This window comes from Paenibacillus sp. P3E (assembly GCF_001909045.1).
In the GTDB taxonomy this organism is placed as follows: Bacteria; Bacillota; Bacilli; order Paenibacillales; family Paenibacillaceae; genus Paenibacillus_AQ; species Paenibacillus_AQ helianthi.
The window spans coordinates 66,914-86,089 of record NZ_LVWH01000037.1 but is presented as its reverse complement, the minus strand read 5'-3'; the positions used below and the strand labels follow the sequence as shown (position 1 = coordinate 86,089).

Here is a 19,176-nt window from a genome sequence, read left to right as displayed (position 1 = left end):
TTTTTGAGCTTATTTGTTATAGACGATAGGCATTTTTCTAATCAATTGGTTGTCACGGGTGGCAGCGTACATGATTTCGGCAACATTTTCCCTGGAAACCGATAATTTAGCCGATTTATCTCCGAATGAATAGTCATAAGATTGCCCTTTGTGTTTAACATTGGGGTTAATAATTCGGACAACTGTCCAATCAAGGTTCGATTGTTTAATAATTCCTTCCATTTTCTTCATCTCTGCATACCCGTTTGGAAGGAACACTTTGGCCATCACACCTGGAAGTATCGTCGAAATATTTTTCTTATCGTCATCTGATTGCAAAGCCGGCGTTGCAAGTGTAATTAACCTTGTTTTGTTAAGTTTCTTCATAGCCCTAATCATCAGTTCGTGTCCGTCCGCAATCGGCGTGCCTTTAAGCTTTCGTGACATATCGGATGCTGGTCCTAGTGTGCTGATTACAACATCTGATTTAGCAACTGCCTTCTCGATGGTAGAAGCATTCGAAAGTTCCCCTTGTACAAGGCTCAAATTGGGATGTTTGAGGCTGATTTTGTGGGCGTTTCTAACATATGCCGTAACGAAATCTCCGTGATCTAGAGCTAATCGTGTTAGCAGCTGTCCGATTGCACCACTTGCACCAAAAATGGTGATATTCATATTCTTGAATTGAACCCTCCTTCATCATAAATTATTCAAAATCACACTCGATCTTCAGTTATAAATTCTTCTACTCTGTCTCTTTTGGTGTACATGTCGTACCAAATATCAGCGATTTTGTCTTGAACTCCTGAATTCGGCTGCATCCAGATTCCGATCGAAAGGTGACCCGCGTACACGCCTTTGTCCGCTAATTCGCTGTTCAAATTAAAGATATAATTACGAAGTCCTGAAATTGCAATTCCGACATTCCCCATCATCGGTACCGGGTGGATTGCAGCGCCTCCAGTAGTAAATAATAAGGCCCCGCTTTGCTTATCCAGCATTTCCGGCAGCACTTGCCGAATACTGGATAACGCACCTAAAACATTAAATTGAAATTGGTATAACGCATTTTCTTCTGTTACTTCTAATGATGGCGCTACGGTGTGGATGCTCGGCGTTGGACTGTATTCAAGAACATCAATAAATCCGTATTTCTCTTTAATAGCGGCGAAGGCCCTCTCGATTTCTTCTTTATTTAATATGTCCGCTTGAAATGGAGCAGCTTCAATTCCCAATTGTTCTAATTCACTAACCAGCTGGTTCAACTTATCTTCATTTCGGGCAATAAGAGCTACGCGAAAGCCGTTTTGTCCGAATTTCTTCGCAATGGACATTCCTAAACCTGCTCCTGCTCCAACAATGGCTATAGTTTTCATTTGATATCTCCCTTTTAATTAGAATTAATGGTCAATAAAATAAATAATGGTCAGTGTGTTGTATATTTATCTTGTGTTTATTATGATTAATAAAAGGTCAGCATTCAATATTTAATATTTCTGATTTTGAGAGATAAAATGCAATTTCAGCTCAAATGTCGTATATCTAACAAAAAAATTAAGGGAATGAGCCATAATGAACAAAAAAACCGATTTGCGTATCATTCGCTCCAAACATTCGATCAAAAAGGCGTTTATAGAGCTTCTTACGGAAAAGGGATACGAAGGAATTACGATTCAAGATATTGCCGATAAAGCGATGATTAACCGGAATACATTTTACCTTCATTATCAGAACAAACCCGATTTATTAAATGCATCTATGGACGAATTAATAGAAGAACTAAAGAGTACACTCAAGCAATGCTCAAGCAGCAAAACTCCTGTAAGCGGTTCTATGCTTGAACAACTAATGCAAACCATCCTGGAGAAAATTCAGGACAATATCCCTTTTTACAAAGCATTGTTACTGGATGAGAATAGAATTCATGGTTTTCAAGCAAAAATGGAGGAAATTATAAAAAACACAGTGGAGGTTGGCTTGGATAATACTCCATTGAAGATTTCAAAGGAATTATTACTCCAATATATTGCATCTACTTTTATGGGCATTGTAGTGTGGTGGGTTAAAAATGATTTTTCCTATACTCCAAAGGAACTTGCATCTCAATTTGGTAAAATTCTAACTCACGGACATTTAAAAGCCGCAGGTATTTCAATCAATGATTAAAGTGATAAAATCTTACGTACAGTCGCTGAGGCTAACGGTTCAATCAACCCCGTACAGCCTATTCATATGTTTAATATGAGAAATTCCCCAATCATTTAATACCTGTAGATGACAATGTAGCCCTTTTCCAGATGGTGAACTGCCCTTAGCCTGATGTATGGTTCAGCGACCACGAAGCATTAAGCTGTTAACAACCGTCGCGAGTATCCCGATATTGTCAGCCTCTGCTCTTTCTATGCCCCAGCTCTCCGCCATATTCCCCCGCCACCTATAACTAATGATACCTCGACTCCCAGGTTCACAACGGACAGAATTTCGTTCGCAAACTCTCTGCTGCGGTAACCGTGAACTCTTCGTCCTGGGGTAAATCGTAGGCAGATTTTCACATTTAGAATCAGTTAGTTTATCCCTGCCTTATACGACCAACATTCCGGTTCATCAGATGCCGTACAACCCTGCTATAGATTATTTTCTTGAACGGGCTGAGCCCTTGCGGATGAGCGGAGAAAAATGCATCGGGGCTGTCGTATATTCCGAAATCCTGAACGATTCCTTCTTTTTGCACATAGGTATCATTTTCGTTCCAGCCCCGCAAAAATTAAATAGGTTGCCTTCTGCAGCTTGTGCAGTTTGATCGTCCTCATCTCCGTTTGGAATATAAATAACCATTCCTTGACGTGCTCTTGTCATTAGAACTCGAAGCATTAATTAGATATATCTGTGCATCAGTTTTGGATACATTATTCCAGTTAGTTTCGGAGAAATTCTTAAAAGACCAGCTACCCTCAGTTAATCTTAGATCAGCATCCCATGCAAGGCATGTCCAATCTAATTCTAAACCCTGGACATCAAATTCAGTTGCAACATCTTCAAGGCAGTACGATAAGCGAATATCCTCTTTATCGTTAAGAAAGGGGGGGTGATATGACGAACGTATCAGGGCCGGGCTCCAACCCGAGCAGGAATAGCTCTAATCGACCTAGGTAGTAATTCCATCCGGCCCGATGCATACGTCTGCGCGTAACCGGCAAACCGTCGTGCGTTAAGATCAGTTGAGTTCCGTTGCTCTGCTCTCGTAATTGAATCTCAGCCGTGCTGGAACCTGACGGAAACGAGTCCGATCCGGTCCAGCCCCATCGCTAGACGTCCCCAATCGCATAGGTTTGCCGCTAGCCATACTTCCTTCAAAGTCCACTTCCGTATCCTCCGTTTGAGCGCTCCTCTCCCTTTTCTTTCGTCCAGTCGAGACGCTTTTCCTCCCATACTCGCTTTTCATCGTGGAACCTGCGTCATTGGGGCGCGGCACGAACACATTCCACCGTACGCAAAATAAAACCGCGCCATGGATGCGCGGTTTTACGGATTATTTTGGCATGGCAGTTGTGAATCATTGTCGCTGCCGCAACCTCATTCTGGAAATCACAGCTTCTATGACGAGCAGATTAGGAATCCAACAGACCCAAGCGACAACCCGAAAGGCCACCTCGAAATCGCCAAACAGAAGAGCCAGCGGAGCTAACCAGATACGAAGCGTGACAGCTGCAAAAGTAAGCGCATAACTGCGAAGCATCCATGCTTTATGAGCTTGGATGTCTTTGGCCATAATTTTTCTCGTTGCAGTAAGCGTCGTCGCAACCCACAATACATCGAGCGACATGAACCCAAGCCCGGCAATCCAACCTCCTGTGGCAAAAAGGGATAAATATACACTCACGATCCCACTAACTGTAATTGAAAGAACATATCCATACCCCAATAGGCGATGCCAACGTTTCCTAGCATTCGTTGGCTTCATATATAGTTGAAAGGGTCCTATGATCAAGGCAAATATCGCGGTAAAAATATGGATGTATAGTACATATATCCATGGTTTGAGTTCAAAATTCGGCTTTTGCAATTTGAAAGAGACAAGTCCTGCATCACTAGCTTTAAGCACGCCATACTGAACAATTGCGTATCCGGCAATCGAAAATGCGAGAATGAGAACGAGAGCCCGAATCATCTTATTTCTCATATGAATGTCCTCCTCCGTTGGTGCACCGTGAAGCTATTGCCCCTTTAAACCCTATGGCTAAAGGGTTAATACCGATCTTCTCGATTGAGGCACCAGCTAGGGTCGAAAGGGACGCAAAATTCACCACTTGTTCTGGTCAAGTTTTCTGCCATACTTTTGATGCAAACGGGTCTTCGCTTCCTCCCAGCTCGGAATAGTATCGGCATCCCAGTGGACGGCCTCCACTTCATCGCCAATTCGGCGTGCGATCCGCATGGCCTTGGCGTGATTGCCGTGATTGCGGTATTCCAGCATGCGATCCTTGTTCTCCCATACCGACATCGTCCAGCCTACTCTCCAACTGTCGCGTGTAAGGTCGGAATGCAGCAATCCGGCAGCCCTATTCAGTTGCTTCGTTGACCGGACGATGTGGTAAATAAAAAACGGAAGGACCCACATGCCCTTTACTCGCACCCGTGTCACTGAAATCAACAACGAAATCGCCCCTTCCACGAAACACCCATTTTCGGTTTATAGTTAGTATTAGAAATAATACCCCTTCCGAATATCATCTAAAAGGGTAGGATGTACTGGATCCCATCCCAAACGCTCCTGAGTCAACGCACTGGATGCCGGATTATCTGTTTTCGTGAAGGGTGCAAGCCATCCGAAATGTTTACCTGCTTCTTCAACACCAATGCCTTGGACCGGCAAGTTCAGATGGCAGCCCAAAGCCGTGGCGATCTCTTGAAACGAAATGCCCTCTTCGCTCACCGCATGAAACCGGGACCCTGCCGGAGCCTGTTCTAAGGCGAGTCTAAAAAGGTGCGCCGCATCCAGTAGATGCACGGATGGCCAGCGGTTGGTTCCGGAGCCTGTGTAGGCGGAAAAACCCTTCTTGCGAGCGATGTTCACCAGATTCGGGAACAAGCCCGTCTTATCGCCTTCACCGTGTACGATCGGTGGGAGGCGTACAATCGAGGAACGTACCCCCCGATTCGCCAAGTCTAGGGTGGTATGTTCAGAAATGATGCGTAATCCACCTGGGGATTGAGGAGCCCCAGCGCTATCCTCCGTTCCGAGACGGCCGGGAGTAAGCGTCATCGTAGGCATCGCGACGACAAGCGCCCGGTCACCGGTGGGTAAAGCGGTGCCAAGTGTCTCGATGGCTCGCCTGTCGGTCTCAATTGCAGCCTTCATAAATCGCATCGCCACATGACGAGGATTCCCGCCGAATAAAACCCTAAGCCGAGTTGGAGGGCCCGCATGCGAGAACTTGTGGAAGAATGCCAAATGAATGACCCCCTCTACTGCAGCAGCCGCTTTGCGCAAGCCTGCTAAATCCTCAATCGAACCGATTTGAACCTGGGCACCCAATGCCGTAAGCCGTTTGCCGGCTTTTTCAGAACGGGCAAGACCAACCACTTGGTGACCGGCATCCAGCAGTTCGCGAACGACCGCCCCTCCGATGAAGCCTGTCGCCCCTGTAACCAATACACGCATTTTCAGAAAGCCCCTTTCCTATCGGTAGTATGTCTACTCTTAGTATAGGGGATCGGCCACTGCGGTCTTTGCCTTTTCCGTCGGAGTTTTTGCCTGATTCAACAGATTCCGCTGCTTAAAAAGGAAAAATCCGCTAGGCTCTATGCCCGCGGAAATTTGAAAAGCCGTTTACGTGTGCGTTTCACTTCAACTGTTGCTGGTCCTGACGCCACCTTGTGATATCTCTAGTTGGAGGGTACCCAAAAAGTCGGCTGTAATCGCGGCTAAATTGGGAATCGCTTAAATAGCCTACAAGCCGGCTCGCCGTAGTTGCGTCAATGGATCTGGATAACATTAGACGCCTCGCCTCTTGCAGGCGCAGCACCTTTTGATATTGCAAAGGGCTCATCGCAGTAGCCGATCTGAAATACTCGCGAAACGACGATTCGCTCATATGGACCAACTCCGCCAAATCCGCTACTTTCCACGGCTGGGAAAAGTTATTTTGGAGCCAATCAATCGCTTTTGCAACCTGCTGCATGCCCGATTCCGCCAGAACGGTCTCGGCAACATAAACACCGATTGGGCTGCGAAGGAGGCGGATATAAATCTCGTCTTTTACCAACGGAGCCAGCATTTGAGCATCATCGGGAGAGGATAGACAATCCATCAATCTTGCAGCGGCGTTCATCATGGCCAAATCAGCTTCGATGACGTAGCACGCACTGCGATTGCGAACCTCCGGCAAACCATTAGGAAATACCATCGGCAGCAACGAAGCAATCCTTTGCGGATCGAGGTATAAACCTATGCCCAAGAACGGTACTTGGGGGCTGGCCTGCATGATTTTCATCGCAACAGGCAAGGCAACGGGAGCAATATACATTCGCGAAGCACTATACTCATAAGCATCTTTGCCTACGGTAATTCGCTTTTTCCCTTGCGCTGCAATGCAGATTACCGGCGAGAACATGGTGTGAACATCATCCGCCGCTTCCACTTGCGAATATCGGTTGACATACAGGCCTTGGATCGGTGAAGCATAGGTCCCATCCTGCGAAGTATGCGTGTAAATCAAACTTGCCAACCGGGCTGCTTCACCATCTAGCGCTGACTTGGCCTCATCTGATACAGATACATCCTCATACTTATGGTAATTGGCCATGTTCACGAGCAACTTTTTCCCCCTCAGATGTAACGGGATGATAGGCATGTTCATGATACCACAGGCGCATCCAAAAAGCTTAAGCATTAAAGTTAAATTAGCATGGATATCTCAAGTCTACCCTTCTGCAAGTCCGAGGGGACTCCCTGCTAGCACGAAGCGGATAGCATTTCTCGCTATCGCTTCCCAATGTGCTTTACTTGTGATACGGTTCACCGCGCTGTCTGTAACGGCAAGTTTAAGGGCCATCCCTCGGAGGATGGCCCTTGACGTTAGCTTATTTCTTTATACATTTGATGATAATTGTTGGAGGACTTAAACGTGCCTTCATCCCCGAATACCATTGAGCCGGTGAACTATCATCTGTCTCAGGAACCCGTGATTCTTCAATCACCCGTTCTATAAAAAAGCCGGCATTTGCAAGTTCATTTAATATTGTGCTGACTTTTCGATGGTGCATAATCACAGGTACTCTCCGCCAAGTTACCTCATAAGGTCCTTCGGAATGATAGGATTGAGCATAGGTTATTTTTCCATCATCATATATCAGCCTGCTTTGCATTGGATGTTCCCAACTAAATACAAATACCCCGCCGTTTTTTAATTTTTTGTAGATGTTAGATAGTGTCCGTGCTATATCGACTGTCCAGCCTAACGCATAAACCGAGAATACGATATCAAAATATTCACTGGGCAAGTCATCTATGTTTTCCATAGACATTTGTTTTATATTCCCGGTCATTCTATTTTCCTGGAGCAGCTCCTTAGCATAATTAACCTGAGTAGTCGATAAATCTATTCCCCAGACATCCCCTGCACCTCTGCTTGCCATGTATAAGAGCGAGTGTCCACTGCCACAACCAATCTCAAGTACTGTCTTGCCAGCAACATCACCTAGAAGATTTATTTCATCCTCTGTAGGTGCATATGGCCCATATTCCGGCAAAGCATGTATTCCGAAATATTGATCAGCTACTTCATCCCATCCTGCTTTGTTGATCTCAAGCATTTCTTTTCGATCTAGCATGACTTCCCTCCTACTGGTCTTCTTTAGTACATCTATTGTTACTATAAACCTTGATTCGGCGGTTATCCAATTGGATTCGTCGCTTGGCGCCTCCTTTGGCTACCTACACAATCTCTTTATTAAAATGTCCTCTTGTGTCTGTTTCCTGGTTAAAGACAGCATTATTCATTGAGCCATTTAATTTACCTGACGCCATATGAATGACTTTCACAACCTGCTCTTTAGATTCAACTGTGAAGTTTAATCTGAGCGCCTCGATTCCTTTGATGTTTGGCAGCTCATCTAGCAGATTAAGCGTCTTCCCATTAAGAATAGTCGCTGTACAATCCTCATGGGAAAGGATAGGGAACGTTCCTTGCTCATCTTTTAACTAATAGCTCTTCGTTCTGCAAATTCTGCATTGATTCATTTTTCTCATCGGACAATATTTGGTGAACATCAAAGGAGCCTTGCCATACACAATCATTTCCAGTGCAGGATAGCCGTCATTTGCTTCAACATAGGCAATCAATACATCTTCAATTTGGCTCTTATTCATTTCATAAGATAAAGTGACTCGCTTGGCACCTAATTTATATAGTTCATAGCAGCTAGTAGCATTAATCACATTTAGAGAATAGTCCGTAACTAACGGATTGGTTCCTCGGTAGTGATGAATTCGCCATATCCTCCGATCAGCAGTGCCCTTCTTTTTCCTGATAATCATTCTGGTTTCTTCTAACCACATTGTCAAAATAGATTTCCTTAATTCCACAGCTCACGCAAGCATCATACTGTTCCTTAGTCGTTACAGAAGCCGTGAGGTATGGTTGTACAGGGGCAAAGCTTATTTTTTCTTTGGCTTCCACAGCCTTGGTTCTTTTCTTCTGGCTGTTAAGCTTTAAATCATATAAGCCCAGTACAATTTCTCTTCTTGCTGCATTTAACAGTTTGGCTGGAATAAACGCATTGCCTTCCTCATAATCGACCTGATTGAGTTCGAATATCGTATCGTTTAATCTGGAGAATTGCTTGATGACCTGGTCTTTGGTGGTTGGATTATTAATGGCTTCGCCTAATATTTCCTCACTTTCATAGGAATAATTAAAGCCTAAGCCCTCCGCCTCTATGACAAGCTTTGAATCTGGATATGCATATACGCTCGCTAATATCTAGGTCAAACCGCTTAAATTCTTTTTCCAGCGATGCTTCTAATTCCTTGTGGTAGAAATAATCCTTCGTTTTATAGACTACATCTCCCGCAGACATCTTTTCTTTGACTTTGATATAGCAGACATCATCTGCTGTGTTGATTAAGTCGCCGTCTTTGTTGTATAGCTTGGCAACCGTCAAATTAACATCTTCATTGTCATGATTTATCCGGATGGTATCGTTTTGATTTAAAGTACGTGTAAGTGTGATTTCATACCTGTCCTTCTCAATCCTGCTAATGGTTCCAATCTCATAACCAAAGTGATTAGGTCTTGAGATGTTTGTAATATTCCTCCGGTCCTTGTGGAACAAATATCCTTTGGTAAAGGTCCGATTGAATGTCTTCTTCAGATTTTCTTTATCTGCTTCGGTGATTTTATGATCTAAGGCCATGCGATATTTGGATACCACATTAGCCACATACGTAGGCACTTTCATTCGACCTTCTATTTTTAAAGAATCGATTTCTTCTAAATCCTGGATATATCTCAATGGGTTGTGCGCCGGAAATTGCATATTTTCTATCTATGACAAAGAAAGGGGCTCCTGTTATTCCCAATTGTTTGGCTGTGACTTCATCTGAACGCACTTCGTTAGCATATTTGGATGGATCATGGAGAACTGCCATTGACTCGTCCCTATTGCATACTGACGATCTCCTGAATATCACTCTCTGCGGCTACTACGTTATGCTCAGCAATAACTAATACAGCATTTCAATATAAACCAAGCGTTGCTACAGAAATAGCGTTGAGTACGCGTGGGAAACCTGTATAGGATATGCAAGGGGTAATGCTTCAACGACTTCATTCGTAGAGAGACCAACATTAGAAGCCCCTCGAATATGGGTATGAAGTTCTGACTCGACTCGACCTTGGGTTGTCAGGGAGGCAATCGTCAACAGGCAGCCTCCTAGTAAGTCAAGTGAAACGAATGGTGAGCATAAGCAGTCCGCTTTCGGATGAGGAGCGAGCAGAGCCGCGCAAGCAGTCTTCGGCATATTTAAATAAATCAACAAAGCTTATGCCTGAGACAACATTCCTTTAACAAACAATGAGACACTGTGCTTGTAGAACTCTTCCTCAGTGATGAGTTGGGACTGATATTGCCGGTGAATCAGCTCGCTCATCTGAAATCCGTAACACATCGAGAGAAAAGACATAGCGGTAAGACGCTCATCCTGTCTAGCTATCACTTTTTTCTTCTGCAGGCGTTCAAAATATTCAACCAGCAAGGAGTGCAGCTTCACTGGCGGATCAGCCAGCACTCTGTCCAATTCAGGAAGCATTCCTGTGTCACGGATGCCAATCATAATGATGTCCGCATTTTTATGGAAGAACAAACGGTACTGCTGGCTTACATTCAGCAGATCGACTTCCGGATTATCGGTTGCGTCCTCTTTTAACAGCTTCTCAAATTGCGGGATATCTGCATGTCTTTCAACGATGGCTTCCAATATGCCTTGCTTGCTTCCAAATTGCCGAAAAACCGTAGATTCATTGACTTTAGCTTCCGTTGCAATGGCTTTGGTGCTGACTCCCTGATAGCCCTTCTTTCTGATGAGCCGTGTCGCGGCTTCAATGATTCTGTCCGAAGTATTCATTGTATTTCTCCTTTTGCATATGTTAAGCCTATTCTACTACAAGTTTTGCATATGCAGCAGGGTCGGGGTTCATCTTTCATCAACGTTTATTTAAGGAAAATCGCTTCTTTTCTCCCAACGGCTTGGTTCCGTAATCTTGACAAGTTCAGGCACAAATTGAGTGAGCGTGCCTAATTTATCGAATGTAATCTGGATTCGGTCAGAGGGCAACAACCATTGTTCGTTCTCGATTGCACAGCAATCTGGTATCGTCCCCATTCCTATAATCGTGCCTGGGAGCGGCGTGAAAACTTTCAGAACCTCCTCCATCACTTTCCCAGGGTGTGCAGAATACTCGGAAGTACTTCCCTTCCAGTGCAGTCTCTCCCCGATGTGTATATCCACATCTAGTGCCAGCGGGTTGTCAATTTCATCCGGCGTAACCAGAAATGGCCCTATACCTTTGCTGCGATCAAAATCTTTGCAGCGCGTCGGTCCGGTCAGTGCCTGGAAATCCGGCCACTGCACATCGCGGACAGTACTGTCGTTAAAAATAACATAACCTGCGATGCAATTCCCCTTCCCTGTAACAAAGGCCAGCTCCGGCTCGATATCCAGGTATGAAGAATATGATGGCCAATAAATCGTATCCCCATCGCCAATTACAGCATTATGGTTACACTTGTAATAACTGAAATTCACTTTATTCGGATCCTGCTGGAATTTTTCGGCGATTTTTTGTTTAAGCTCTTCTCTTTCCGGCCCTGTATATTCTCTCTGCAGCAGATTTACGCCAGCATTTCTTAGATGTCTTGGCGTCAGCCCGAAATCGATAAGCGCAGCTGGATTCGGAACCGGCGGAAGCAGTTTTACTGCTGCAATCGGGAAGATTTCATTTTCATTGAATTGATGCGGCTGTTCGACAGCATATTGCATCAATTCCTTAGCGGCATCATAACTTTCCGGCAAATAATGGAGATAGCTGTCCATACTTTCAAGACTGTCAGAGAATGTTCCCTGCTTTTTCATGATTACAGCAAATGAAACGACAAAGTTCTCGTTAATAACAAGCCCAAACAAAGGTGCCAGGGATGTCTTGGTTTGAAAGGTTACTAGCTTCATGTTGCAGCGCCTCCATCCATATAGTGTGATGTTGTTCTGTTACAATCATAAAGCATAGAGTAAATGCATGCAAGCACTTGCTTGCATTTATGTTTTCCATTCTCTATAATAAAGGCATAATCAGTATGCCTTATCCCAAAAACACATACGCAAAGGAGAATTTTCATGAAGTATGGTCGTATTATCCAAAAACCCCGCGTTAAATTTTTTGAAGTCGCAGCTGGCGTCTTTGCTGGTATTTCGCCGTACCGCGGCATCAGTTGGGCCAATGCCGGGTTTATCAACAAGGGTGAAGGGCTGGTGTATGACACGTTTTTCGATTTGTTCCATGCACGGGAAATGCGGGAGGCTTACAAGGAAGTAAGCAACGGCGGCTCTCCCGCATATGTGGTGAACTCGCACTATAACAGCGACCATGCCTGGGGAAACAAAGTGTTTGAAGATGCTTGCATTATTATGCATAAGGAAGCCTCCAGAGAGCGTCTCACCGAAAATATCACCTGGATGGACAACGTCATCAGAAGAGGAAAGGATTCTCTGGAATCGACTTCGGGCGAGCGGTTTTTTGCAGCGGAATTTGAAGGATTCGACCTGGAGGGCGTAGAATGGGTATACCCGAATATTCAGATAAAGGACGATATCAGCATCCGTCTTGACGATACGGAAGTCATGATTTACAACGTAGCTCCGGCCCATTCCGACAGTGACTTGCTGCTGTGGATGCCAAAAGAAAAAGTGCTGTTCGCCGGCGATGTCGTGTTTAACGGTTGTACGGCATACAGCGAAGAGGGAACCCTCAATTGGGTTAAAGTGCTTGATCGCATTATTGATGAAATTAAACCCGAAATTGTTGTTCCAGGACATGGCGCTATCTGCGGCCTGGACTTCGTGAAGGAGCAGAGGGACTACCTCCTGAACCTGATCAGCGAGTTCAACAAGCATTACAATGACGAAATTGATTCCTTGTCCCTGACCAAGCAAATTGATATTTCCCGCTTCCTTCATTGGATTCAGCCAGAACGCTTATATGTTACAGTGGATATCCTATTGAAAAGCAAACGAGGGTTATCACCCCTTCCAGCTTGGAACGAGGTGCCTGCTAAGCTGGAAGACATGAAAGCTTTTTTGGCCGGAAAATATGGCAATCAGATCAAGCCATGGGACCCTATGAATGTTTGGCAAGAATAGCAATTTGAAGCTAGCGTACGAAAAACGGCCCTGTCGCAAACGATGCGAACAGGGGCCGTTTTCTTTCAATTGTTCCACGGAATTAGCAACTTGCCCCTACTTATGATACGGTTCACCGCGATTTATCTTCACCGCGCGGTAAATCTGTTCCACCAGCACCAGCCGCATGAGCTGATGGGGCAGCGTCATGCGGCCGAAGCTCATGCGGTGCTGGGCGCGGCGCATGACGTCATCGGAGAGCCCGTGGCTCCCTCCGATGACGAAGACGACATGGCTCGTCCCGTAGGTGCCGAGCCGGTCGATTTCGGCGGCAAGCTCTTCCGAGCTCCAGAGCTTGCCGTCGATCGCGAGCGCAATGACATGCGCCTCGCTCTTAATGTGCGCGAGGATACGCTCGCCCTCGCGTTCCTTCACCTGAACAACCTCAGCAGTGCTGAGGTTGTCAGGTGCCTTCTCATCCGCCACCTCAATGATCTGGAACTTGAGGTATGGCGTCAGCCGCTTGGCATACTCCGCGATGCCAAGGGTCAAATACTTTTCCTTCAATTTGCCTACGCCAATAATTTGAATCAACATATATGCCTCCATCTGATAACTTCTGTAGCTACAATTTACTCCGTTTGTCCTCGATCTGCGCCAATCGCACCAGAAATCTCCGCTTCGGATATAGCGTTCTCATCCTAATCTATACTCCATAGCTGTTATAGTGGACAATCCTTATTTGTAGTTAATTAACACCCTACTCTGAGTGTTATCTTTAGTGTACCATAATGGGCAAACAGGTCGAATTAGTAGGTTGTGATTCTCACTTGCCGCAATCTTCCCACAACAGCCAGCATTAGCAAAACAGCCGTAGCCAGCAGGTAATACAGATATATCCCTTGATCAAGAGATTGCTGTGAGGCTCCCATAAAATCCATAACCGTTAATTTATTTAAAGGACCCAAATACCACATTAACATAAATATCACCTGAAAAAGCTTGCTATTTCTCGACCATACACCTAAGGCTAGTGCCAACGTGGGAATAAATAATCCGCCGACCGCCATCGCCATCAGAGTTTCCCATTCCCCTGCAACCAGACAATGAATCATAGCCCCACTGCCTGCCAGATAAGCAACGATGATTCCGGCTAGCCACAATACAATAAATTGATTCCGAACCGGATGCATAGCCGTAAACACGAATTGATGAGTCCGGTGATAAGTTTCATTCGTGCCCATTGCCGACCAAATCAGAATAGGCCAAACCCAAGTAAAGGGTGCAACAAATCTTGTTACAGACTCCATGGGCAACAGTAATCCCAGTACAATCATGACCAGTGCGATCAAGTACCACCAAATACGCAACCCTTTGAGCATAAGCCGCAACTCCATACCTAATATCCTGATGTAGTGGGACTGCCCATGTACTACATTAGTGTAGGGAGTTAACTTTATTCCACTGTCATTTATAGGCACAGGCTTCATTTGCGGCTCTACATTTCTAAATTCGCGGGGTTTACCATTTGTACTAATGTTGGATGAACGCGTAAGATCGAAGCGATGAAAGAAGATGGAAGCCACTACTGCAATCCCTACTGCCACAGCTAACCAAATATAACGTTCCAAAAACATCTGCATCGTCCAAGGTACACCTGTCCAGTCGTAGGTTACTAAGTCCCCCCGCAACGGACTCATCCCAGAGATATGACCCCCATTGCTATGAGGAAGCCTCGCATTAACCCCGTTTGATAGTCTGGTAAGGATCGGAGAAATCCCGAGTATATCCTGGCTGGAATGAGTTGCTGTAGTAGACAATCTAAGCGAGAGAATCCATAACACAAAGTATATTAAATTGCCCAATCCCTTGCGAAACAAAGGTACCGATTCAAAGAAGATGGCTATGGATGCAACCAAAGCTATAGTTGGCAATGTAGAATACAAAAATGGAAGCAATAGTTTCAGCAGTTCAACCGTATAACTTTCCCCTCTAATCAGTTGCATGGCAAGGGCGGTTACCATTAAAACAGCCACAATAGACATCAAGAAAACGAAGTTACTCCACATTTTACCCATGGTGTACATCCACTTTGTAATCGGAGTCGTTGCTATAATTTGCCCTACTCCCGTCTGCACATCTCGTTCAATCGCATTTTTCACCAGAAAGAACGCTGGAAGACTTAATATCATGGAGGCTAATATAGCTGTTGCACTCCCGACCCAATCGGAGTTATATATGCCGCGTATATTGTGGAACGATAAGGTTATATAGCTCTCATGACTGGAGGGAATAAATTTATATACGATAAAAATGGATACAAGTACTGTAATCAAAAAGCTGTACCTTCGGACCCTTTCTAAATAATCAGCTTTTATCATCTGAAATTGAATGCGAAGCGGCGTCATACGGTTACCTTCTGCTTATTGGCCGAAATGTAATATAAATAGGCGTCTTCCAAAGTGGGTGTTACTAAGCGGCTGTCGGCTGAAGGCGGACTATCGGCAATAACTTTCATACGTACCCCTTCGCTGGTCTGAATGGTGCTGCTGATTAACAATTGCTTACGCGCTTCCATCCATGTATCATTCGGTATCAGCCACTCCCACACTTTCCCCACCGCCGCTTCCAACAGCTTGCTTGGAGCTGCCTGTATCACGAGCCGGCCTTGATGGACAATAGCGATATCTGTTGCAGTCGCTTCGACGTCAGATACAACATGCGTTGATAATATTACAATCCGATCCCCTGACAATTCCGCTAAAAGATTACGAAAACGAATACGTTCTTCAGGATCCAGTCCCACCGTTGGCTCGTCAACGATTAATAGCTTAGGGTCATTCAATAAAGCTTGTGCTATGCCTACACGTTGTTTCATCCCGCCTGAAAAGCTGTTCAACGGTTTTTTGCGGACCTCATGAAGATTGAGCAAAAAAAGCAATTCATCAATTCTTTTTTTAGCGATTGTATGATCCAATCCTCGAATTGCTGCTAAATATTCTAGAAACTCAACCGCATTTAAATGAGGATATACGCCAAAATCCTGTGGTAAATAACCGAGTATGCCCCGAACCGCATTAGGGTCCTTAGTGATATCGATGCCATTCCAGCTCACCTTACCTGCTGTGGGTTGAGTAATGGTTGATAGAATTCGCATCAAGGTTGATTTCCCAGCACCATTCGGACCTAATAATCCCAAAACCCCTGTATTGATCTGCAGAGATAAGTCACGGAGCCCGTAAGAATCGCCCTTGTATTTCTTGCTTACGTTGTCAATTGTTAATTTCATAATGCCCTCCCGATTTATCTGATAACCTGCATCTATTGGTTTGACGATACCAAAGATGCTTTACCCTCAGGCATTCATGAAAATATTTCAAAATTTAACCACCGAAATTGAACCTCCGGCAAGTTCCGTATATGATAGCTATAGATTATTGTACCCAGGGGGTTTGCTTACAATGGCAGTCTTAATCAATGAACAAATTAGAGCATCCGAGGTCGTCCTTACCGGACTGAAGGGTGAGAAGCTGGGCGTGGTTTCCAGAGAGGAAGCGCTGGCTAGGGCCCGGTCCGCAGGAGCAGACCTGGTCTGTACCTCGCTGATGAGCAGCCCGCCGCCCTGCAGCCTCATGGCCAAGGGCAAAGCCAAAGCGGCAGCGCAGAAGGATAACACCGCCCGCAAGGCAGCTTCAGGCCGCACTCCGGCAGGCGCGGACAGCAAGGAGAAGGTGAAGGAATTGCGCTTCACCGCACATATTGAGGAGCATGACTACGACACGAAGCTGCGTCAGGCGGACAAGCATCTGCGTGCCGGGAAGCCGGTGCAGCTGGTAGTCAAGGCCTCAGGCGCGAAGGAGGCCGCTGCATCCAAGGCCGTCATTGAACGGCTGCTCGCTGATCTTAAAGAGGTTGGGATGAAAGATACCGGCATCCAGTATGGCGGCAAAGGCTCGCAGGTGAAGGTGAATCCGCGCTGAGGCAACGGAGATGGTCATAGAAACAGACAAAGACAAAGCCGCCGGGGCTTTGTCTTTTATATATATATAAGGATTTATACGTTCTCTATTATCTATCTCTGTTACTAAATAACCCGCCTCAGTTGCTACTCTCCCTCTGCCTCTACCTCAGTCACCGGCACAGGCTGTTCTGCAGCCTCGTAGGCACGGAGCACAGAATCTAATAGTCCCGGAAAACGTGCATTCAAGTCCTCGGTGCGCAGGGACAGCATACGCTGGGTACCTTGAACACGGGTATGGACAACCCCTGCCTCGCGCAGCGTCCGGGCATGATGGGACAGCGTCGACTTGGCGACAGGTACATTGAAGCAGTTGCAGGCTTGTTCTCCATGGTGATGGATATCTGAAATGATGGATAAGCGAATGGGGTCACTGAGCGCATACAGTACGGAGGCAAGCTGAATGTCTTTGCGGTCCGGATGAAATAGTATCTTCATGGATCAATATCCCCTTTAGAGTACAGATATTATGTTCTCCATTGCTTCAATTACCTACAGCAGACTCTCCGACTTCCTGCCGATCCGCAGGCTGCTGACGATTGGCCTGCTGACACTCGGTTTGGCGGCGGTTGTCGGATTCCTCAGCACGAACTTCATCTTCCTCTTGATTGTCCGGATCGTGCAGGCTTCTGGGGCCGGGGCCGTCATGTCGTTGTCTCTGGTGCTGTTCACCCGGTATGTTCCCCTGGACCGCCGCGGCAAGGCGATGGCTACCATAATGTCAGCAGTTTCGCTTGGCCTGGGACTCGGTCCCGTTGCGGGCGGAGCCATTACCCAATACTTCGGCTGGAACTGGCTGTTTGCCGTTACCGCGTTTATTCTGCTGCTTGTACCGCTGTTTCTGGTACTGCTGCCGAAGGAACTGCCGAGCCGCGGCTCTTTTGACGCCGTCGGAGGGATCTTCCTCGGAATCGGAACCACCGGGCTTCTGCTATTCCTGACCAGTGGGCTGTGGATTGCTCTGGTTGCCGGCATTGCCGCCATTTTCTTGTTCGTCAGCCGGATCCGCACCACACCTGATCCGTTTGTCATGCCTGCTCTTTTCAAGAACCGATCCTACTGCATACAGTTCAGTGACTTCCAGATCTCGGGAAATGAGGGAGCGGTGCAACGCATAAAAGGCTTTGTTACAATGACCAAGTCTAAGATGTGGGGATATTTCAGGGGCGGCCTGTAGCAGCAGGCATACTCACGATGGGCGGGTGCTGGGCATGAGCTGTTTACGGAGGCGGTGACAGACGAAATTACCGTTTTTCCAGCGGAACTGCCTGGCTGGTGAACAAGCTGTGTACCCACGCCTTGATCTACGGCGCACAGAACAAGCATCGGATTATAGATGACCATATGGTAAAAATAAAACACGTGATCCATGGAGAATTGTCATGATTCTCCCTGCTTTTCTATCCTGCTGCGGACAGCATGGCCGTCAATAGCAGGACACTTCACACCGTGAACCTGTGGTCACTATGGGTTAGCAGTAACAGTTAATCATTAAAAAATAGTAAATATATTACATTACATGTATAATGATGGTATCTATTGAATATTAATAATTACTCTTTGGTAATCATAAACAGCTAACGGGAGGGGAATAATTGAAAAAAAAATCACTTGCTTTAATTGGAATTATTGTTTTGTCTTCCTCTATCTTTACTGCCTGTTCTTCTAAAAAAGATGATGTTTCTATAGCTATTGAGGTAGCTCGTTCTTACAAAATGAATGAGCTTGAAGCAAATAAACCGGATAACACCAGAGAGGTAACTCCTCAGCAAATAGCGGAAAAAGAAGAGGCCATCAAACCTTTGACTACAGAATCCTATTTTAATAAACAATCAGCTAGCCGTGGCTTTGTACGCGGTTCAAGAATTGCCTTGATAAAAAAAACCGCATTAAAACTCGAGAATTTATCTTTTACTGAGAAAGTTGATACAGGACAAAGTATCGATCTCTCATATACTGGTGAGCTCGTTTTCGGAGAAGATATGATAAGCCTTGATGGGATTGTAACACTACTAAAAAAAGGGGATACCTGGAAAGTGAATAATGATATCTACAACTCCGAGGATATTATGGCGATTATTAATACAGAAATAGAAAATAGTTTGAGCGATAATAATGGAAAAAACTAATTTCCATTCCTAGTCACATCTCCGTGTGACGTTCCTTTTGTTCTTCACGACAGATAATAAACTCATGGTGAAGCCGTTATTGTCATGCCCATATTACGTTACTTTAAAACAGACGATTATGCCCTTCCTGATTTATTTTCCTCTTTAAAGGTAAT

At 45.4% G+C, this 19,176-nt stretch carries 24 protein-coding genes and 2 pseudogenes; 5 read left to right on the top strand and 21 right to left on the bottom strand.

Going from position 1 to position 19,176, the window contains the following annotated elements; genetic code table 11:
- Positions 1–9: 9 nt before the first annotated feature.
- Entirely contained in the window at positions 10–654 is a 645-nt protein-coding gene (locus A3842_RS05820; protein ID WP_074100740.1) for an NAD(P)-dependent oxidoreductase, read from the bottom strand.
- Positions 655–695: 41 nt separating this feature from the next.
- Positions 696–1,355: an SDR family NAD(P)-dependent oxidoreductase gene (locus tag A3842_RS05815; protein WP_074087043.1), complete on the bottom strand. Its 660-nt coding sequence runs from the start codon at positions 1,353–1,355 to the stop codon at positions 696–698.
- Positions 1,356–1,551: 196 nt separating this feature from the next.
- Here A3842_RS05815 and A3842_RS05810 point away from each other — a divergent pair, with 196 nt between their 5' ends.
- Complete coding sequence (locus A3842_RS05810) at positions 1,552–2,145, top strand: TetR/AcrR family transcriptional regulator (RefSeq protein WP_074087041.1); 594 nt, start codon at positions 1,552–1,554, stop codon at positions 2,143–2,145.
- A 104-nt stretch (positions 2,146–2,249) separates the two neighbouring features.
- Here the strand turns inward: A3842_RS05810 and A3842_RS31455 are convergent.
- From A3842_RS31455 to A3842_RS05750, 15 genes and pseudogenes are all read right to left on the bottom strand, one after another.
- Positions 2,250–2,543: pseudogene (locus A3842_RS31455) on the bottom strand (hypothetical protein); the annotation flags it as partial.
- A gap of 242 nt (positions 2,544–2,785) precedes the next feature.
- Positions 2,786–3,037, bottom strand: coding sequence for a DNA/RNA helicase domain-containing protein (locus A3842_RS33725; protein WP_371915984.1), 252 nt, complete (start codon positions 3,035–3,037; stop codon positions 2,786–2,788).
- A 13-nt stretch (positions 3,038–3,050) separates the two neighbouring features.
- Entirely contained in the window at positions 3,051–3,230 is a 180-nt protein-coding gene (locus tag A3842_RS33720; RefSeq protein ID WP_083609491.1) for an SRPBCC domain-containing protein, read from the bottom strand.
- A 302-nt stretch (positions 3,231–3,532) separates the two neighbouring features.
- A complete protein-coding gene (locus A3842_RS05790; protein ID WP_074100739.1) occupies positions 3,533–4,159 on the bottom strand; it encodes a DUF2306 domain-containing protein in 627 nt (208 codons plus the stop codon).
- A 120-nt stretch (positions 4,160–4,279) separates the two neighbouring features.
- Positions 4,280–4,621 carry a DUF3291 domain-containing protein gene (locus A3842_RS05785; protein ID WP_256701537.1) on the bottom strand — a complete coding sequence of 114 codons (342 nt, stop codon included), beginning with the start codon at positions 4,619–4,621 and terminating at the stop codon, positions 4,280–4,282.
- A 60-nt stretch (positions 4,622–4,681) separates the two neighbouring features.
- The gene (locus A3842_RS05780) at positions 4,682–5,641 is read right to left on the bottom strand and encodes an SDR family oxidoreductase (protein ID WP_074087038.1); all 960 of its coding nucleotides are present in this window, start codon (positions 5,639–5,641) and stop codon (positions 4,682–4,684) included.
- Between the two features lie 181 nt (positions 5,642–5,822).
- Entirely contained in the window at positions 5,823–6,785 is a 963-nt protein-coding gene (locus tag A3842_RS05775; protein WP_074087070.1) for an AraC family transcriptional regulator, read from the bottom strand.
- Positions 6,786–7,062: 277 nt separating this feature from the next.
- Entirely contained in the window at positions 7,063–7,812 is a 750-nt protein-coding gene (locus A3842_RS05770) for a class I SAM-dependent methyltransferase (RefSeq protein ID WP_074087037.1), read from the bottom strand.
- Positions 7,813–8,182: 370 nt separating this feature from the next.
- A complete protein-coding gene (locus A3842_RS33225) occupies positions 8,183–8,350 on the bottom strand; it encodes a hypothetical protein (protein ID WP_256701535.1) in 168 nt (55 codons plus the stop codon).
- Between the two features lie 136 nt (positions 8,351–8,486).
- Complete coding sequence (locus A3842_RS33220; RefSeq protein ID WP_256701534.1) at positions 8,487–8,660, bottom strand: hypothetical protein; 174 nt, start codon at positions 8,658–8,660, stop codon at positions 8,487–8,489.
- 102 nt (positions 8,661–8,762) lie between these two features.
- Positions 8,763–8,858: pseudogene (locus A3842_RS33215) on the bottom strand (U32 family peptidase); the annotation flags it as partial.
- A 37-nt stretch (positions 8,859–8,895) separates the two neighbouring features.
- The gene (locus tag A3842_RS32860) at positions 8,896–9,519 is read right to left on the bottom strand and encodes a U32 family peptidase (protein ID WP_305953372.1); all 624 of its coding nucleotides are present in this window, start codon (positions 9,517–9,519) and stop codon (positions 8,896–8,898) included.
- On the bottom strand, positions 9,416–9,631 hold the full coding sequence (locus tag A3842_RS33715; RefSeq protein ID WP_074100737.1) for a DsbA family oxidoreductase: 216 nt from the start codon (positions 9,629–9,631) through the stop codon (positions 9,416–9,418). Before A3842_RS33715 ends, A3842_RS32860 begins: the two co-directional genes overlap by 104 nt.
- A 393-nt stretch (positions 9,632–10,024) precedes the next feature.
- Positions 10,025–10,606, bottom strand: coding sequence for a TetR/AcrR family transcriptional regulator (locus tag A3842_RS05755; protein WP_074100736.1), 582 nt, complete (start codon positions 10,604–10,606; stop codon positions 10,025–10,027).
- 90 nt (positions 10,607–10,696) lie between these two features.
- Complete coding sequence (locus A3842_RS05750) at positions 10,697–11,707, bottom strand: fumarylacetoacetate hydrolase family protein (RefSeq protein WP_074087034.1); 1,011 nt, start codon at positions 11,705–11,707, stop codon at positions 10,697–10,699.
- Between the two features lie 165 nt (positions 11,708–11,872).
- Between A3842_RS05750 and A3842_RS05745 the strand changes: the two genes are divergently transcribed.
- Complete coding sequence (locus tag A3842_RS05745) at positions 11,873–12,895, top strand: MBL fold metallo-hydrolase (RefSeq protein ID WP_074100735.1); 1,023 nt, start codon at positions 11,873–11,875, stop codon at positions 12,893–12,895.
- A 96-nt stretch (positions 12,896–12,991) separates the two neighbouring features.
- On the opposite strand, the gene rlmH is transcribed toward A3842_RS05745, so the two are convergent.
- The 3 genes from rlmH to A3842_RS05730 form a co-directional block, all read right to left on the bottom strand.
- Positions 12,992–13,471 (bottom strand): 23S rRNA (pseudouridine(1915)-N(3))-methyltransferase RlmH, encoded by a 480-nt coding sequence (rlmH, locus tag A3842_RS05740; protein WP_074100734.1) that lies wholly within the window; start codon positions 13,469–13,471, stop codon positions 12,992–12,994.
- Between the two features lie 212 nt (positions 13,472–13,683).
- The gene (locus tag A3842_RS05735) at positions 13,684–15,282 is read right to left on the bottom strand and encodes a hypothetical protein (protein ID WP_074100733.1); all 1,599 of its coding nucleotides are present in this window, start codon (positions 15,280–15,282) and stop codon (positions 13,684–13,686) included.
- Positions 15,279–16,163 (bottom strand): ABC transporter ATP-binding protein, encoded by an 885-nt coding sequence (locus tag A3842_RS05730; RefSeq protein ID WP_074100732.1) that lies wholly within the window; start codon positions 16,161–16,163, stop codon positions 15,279–15,281. Before A3842_RS05730 ends, A3842_RS05735 begins: the two co-directional genes overlap by 4 nt.
- A gap of 172 nt (positions 16,164–16,335) precedes the next feature.
- Here A3842_RS05730 and infC point away from each other — a divergent pair, with 172 nt between their 5' ends.
- Positions 16,336–16,854: a translation initiation factor IF-3 gene (gene infC, locus A3842_RS05725; RefSeq protein ID WP_074100731.1), complete on the top strand. Its 519-nt coding sequence runs from the start codon at positions 16,336–16,338 to the stop codon at positions 16,852–16,854.
- A gap of 125 nt (positions 16,855–16,979) precedes the next feature.
- On the opposite strand, the gene A3842_RS05720 is transcribed toward infC, so the two are convergent.
- Entirely contained in the window at positions 16,980–17,330 is a 351-nt protein-coding gene (locus tag A3842_RS05720) for an ArsR/SmtB family transcription factor (RefSeq protein ID WP_074087028.1), read from the bottom strand.
- A 31-nt stretch (positions 17,331–17,361) separates the two neighbouring features.
- On the opposite strand from A3842_RS05720, the gene A3842_RS05715 reads away from it, so the two are divergent.
- A complete protein-coding gene (locus A3842_RS05715; protein ID WP_074087027.1) occupies positions 17,362–18,069 on the top strand; it encodes an MFS transporter in 708 nt (235 codons plus the stop codon).
- Between the two features lie 418 nt (positions 18,070–18,487).
- A complete protein-coding gene (locus A3842_RS05710; RefSeq protein ID WP_074087026.1) occupies positions 18,488–19,021 on the top strand; it encodes a hypothetical protein in 534 nt (177 codons plus the stop codon).
- The last annotated feature ends 155 nt before the right edge of the window (positions 19,022–19,176 follow it).

Coding starts and splice junctions, on each gene's coding strand:
- A3842_RS05820 (WP_074100740.1), bottom strand. CDS start 654: ATGAATATCACCATTTTTGGTGCAAGTGGTGCAATCGGACAGCTGCTA.
- A3842_RS05815 (WP_074087043.1), bottom strand. CDS start 1,355: ATGAAAACTATAGCCATTGTTGGAGCAGGAGCAGGTTTAGGAATGTCC.
- A3842_RS05810 (WP_074087041.1), top strand. CDS start 1,552: ATGAACAAAAAAACCGATTTGCGTATCATTCGCTCCAAACATTCGATC.
- A3842_RS05790 (WP_074100739.1), bottom strand. CDS start 4,159: ATGAGAAATAAGATGATTCGGGCTCTCGTTCTCATTCTCGCATTTTCG.
- A3842_RS05780 (WP_074087038.1), bottom strand. CDS start 5,641: ATGCGTGTATTGGTTACAGGGGCGACAGGCTTCATCGGAGGGGCGGTC.
- A3842_RS05775 (WP_074087070.1), bottom strand. CDS start 6,785: ATGGCCAATTACCATAAGTATGAGGATGTATCTGTATCAGATGAGGCC.
- A3842_RS05770 (WP_074087037.1), bottom strand. CDS start 7,812: ATGCTAGATCGAAAAGAAATGCTTGAGATCAACAAAGCAGGATGGGAT.
- A3842_RS33225 (WP_256701535.1), bottom strand. CDS start 8,350: ATGAATAAGAGCCAAATTGAAGATGTATTGATTGCCTATGTTGAAGCA.
- A3842_RS32860 (WP_305953372.1), bottom strand. CDS start 9,519: ATGCAATTTCCGGCGCACAACCCATTGAGATATATCCAGGATTTAGAA.
- A3842_RS33715 (WP_074100737.1), bottom strand. CDS start 9,631: ATGGCAGTTCTCCATGATCCATCCAAATATGCTAACGAAGTGCGTTCA.
- A3842_RS05755 (WP_074100736.1), bottom strand. CDS start 10,606: ATGAATACTTCGGACAGAATCATTGAAGCCGCGACACGGCTCATCAGA.
- A3842_RS05750 (WP_074087034.1), bottom strand. CDS start 11,707: ATGAAGCTAGTAACCTTTCAAACCAAGACATCCCTGGCACCTTTGTTT.
- A3842_RS05745 (WP_074100735.1), top strand. CDS start 11,873: ATGAAGTATGGTCGTATTATCCAAAAACCCCGCGTTAAATTTTTTGAA.
- rlmH (WP_074100734.1), bottom strand. CDS start 13,471: ATGTTGATTCAAATTATTGGCGTAGGCAAATTGAAGGAAAAGTATTTG.
- A3842_RS05735 (WP_074100733.1), bottom strand. CDS start 15,282: ATGACGCCGCTTCGCATTCAATTTCAGATGATAAAAGCTGATTATTTA.
- A3842_RS05730 (WP_074100732.1), bottom strand. CDS start 16,163: ATGAAATTAACAATTGACAACGTAAGCAAGAAATACAAGGGCGATTCT.
- infC (WP_074100731.1), top strand. CDS start 16,336: ATGGCAGTCTTAATCAATGAACAAATTAGAGCATCCGAGGTCGTCCTT.
- A3842_RS05720 (WP_074087028.1), bottom strand. CDS start 17,330: ATGAAGATACTATTTCATCCGGACCGCAAAGACATTCAGCTTGCCTCC.
- A3842_RS05715 (WP_074087027.1), top strand. CDS start 17,362: ATGTTCTCCATTGCTTCAATTACCTACAGCAGACTCTCCGACTTCCTG.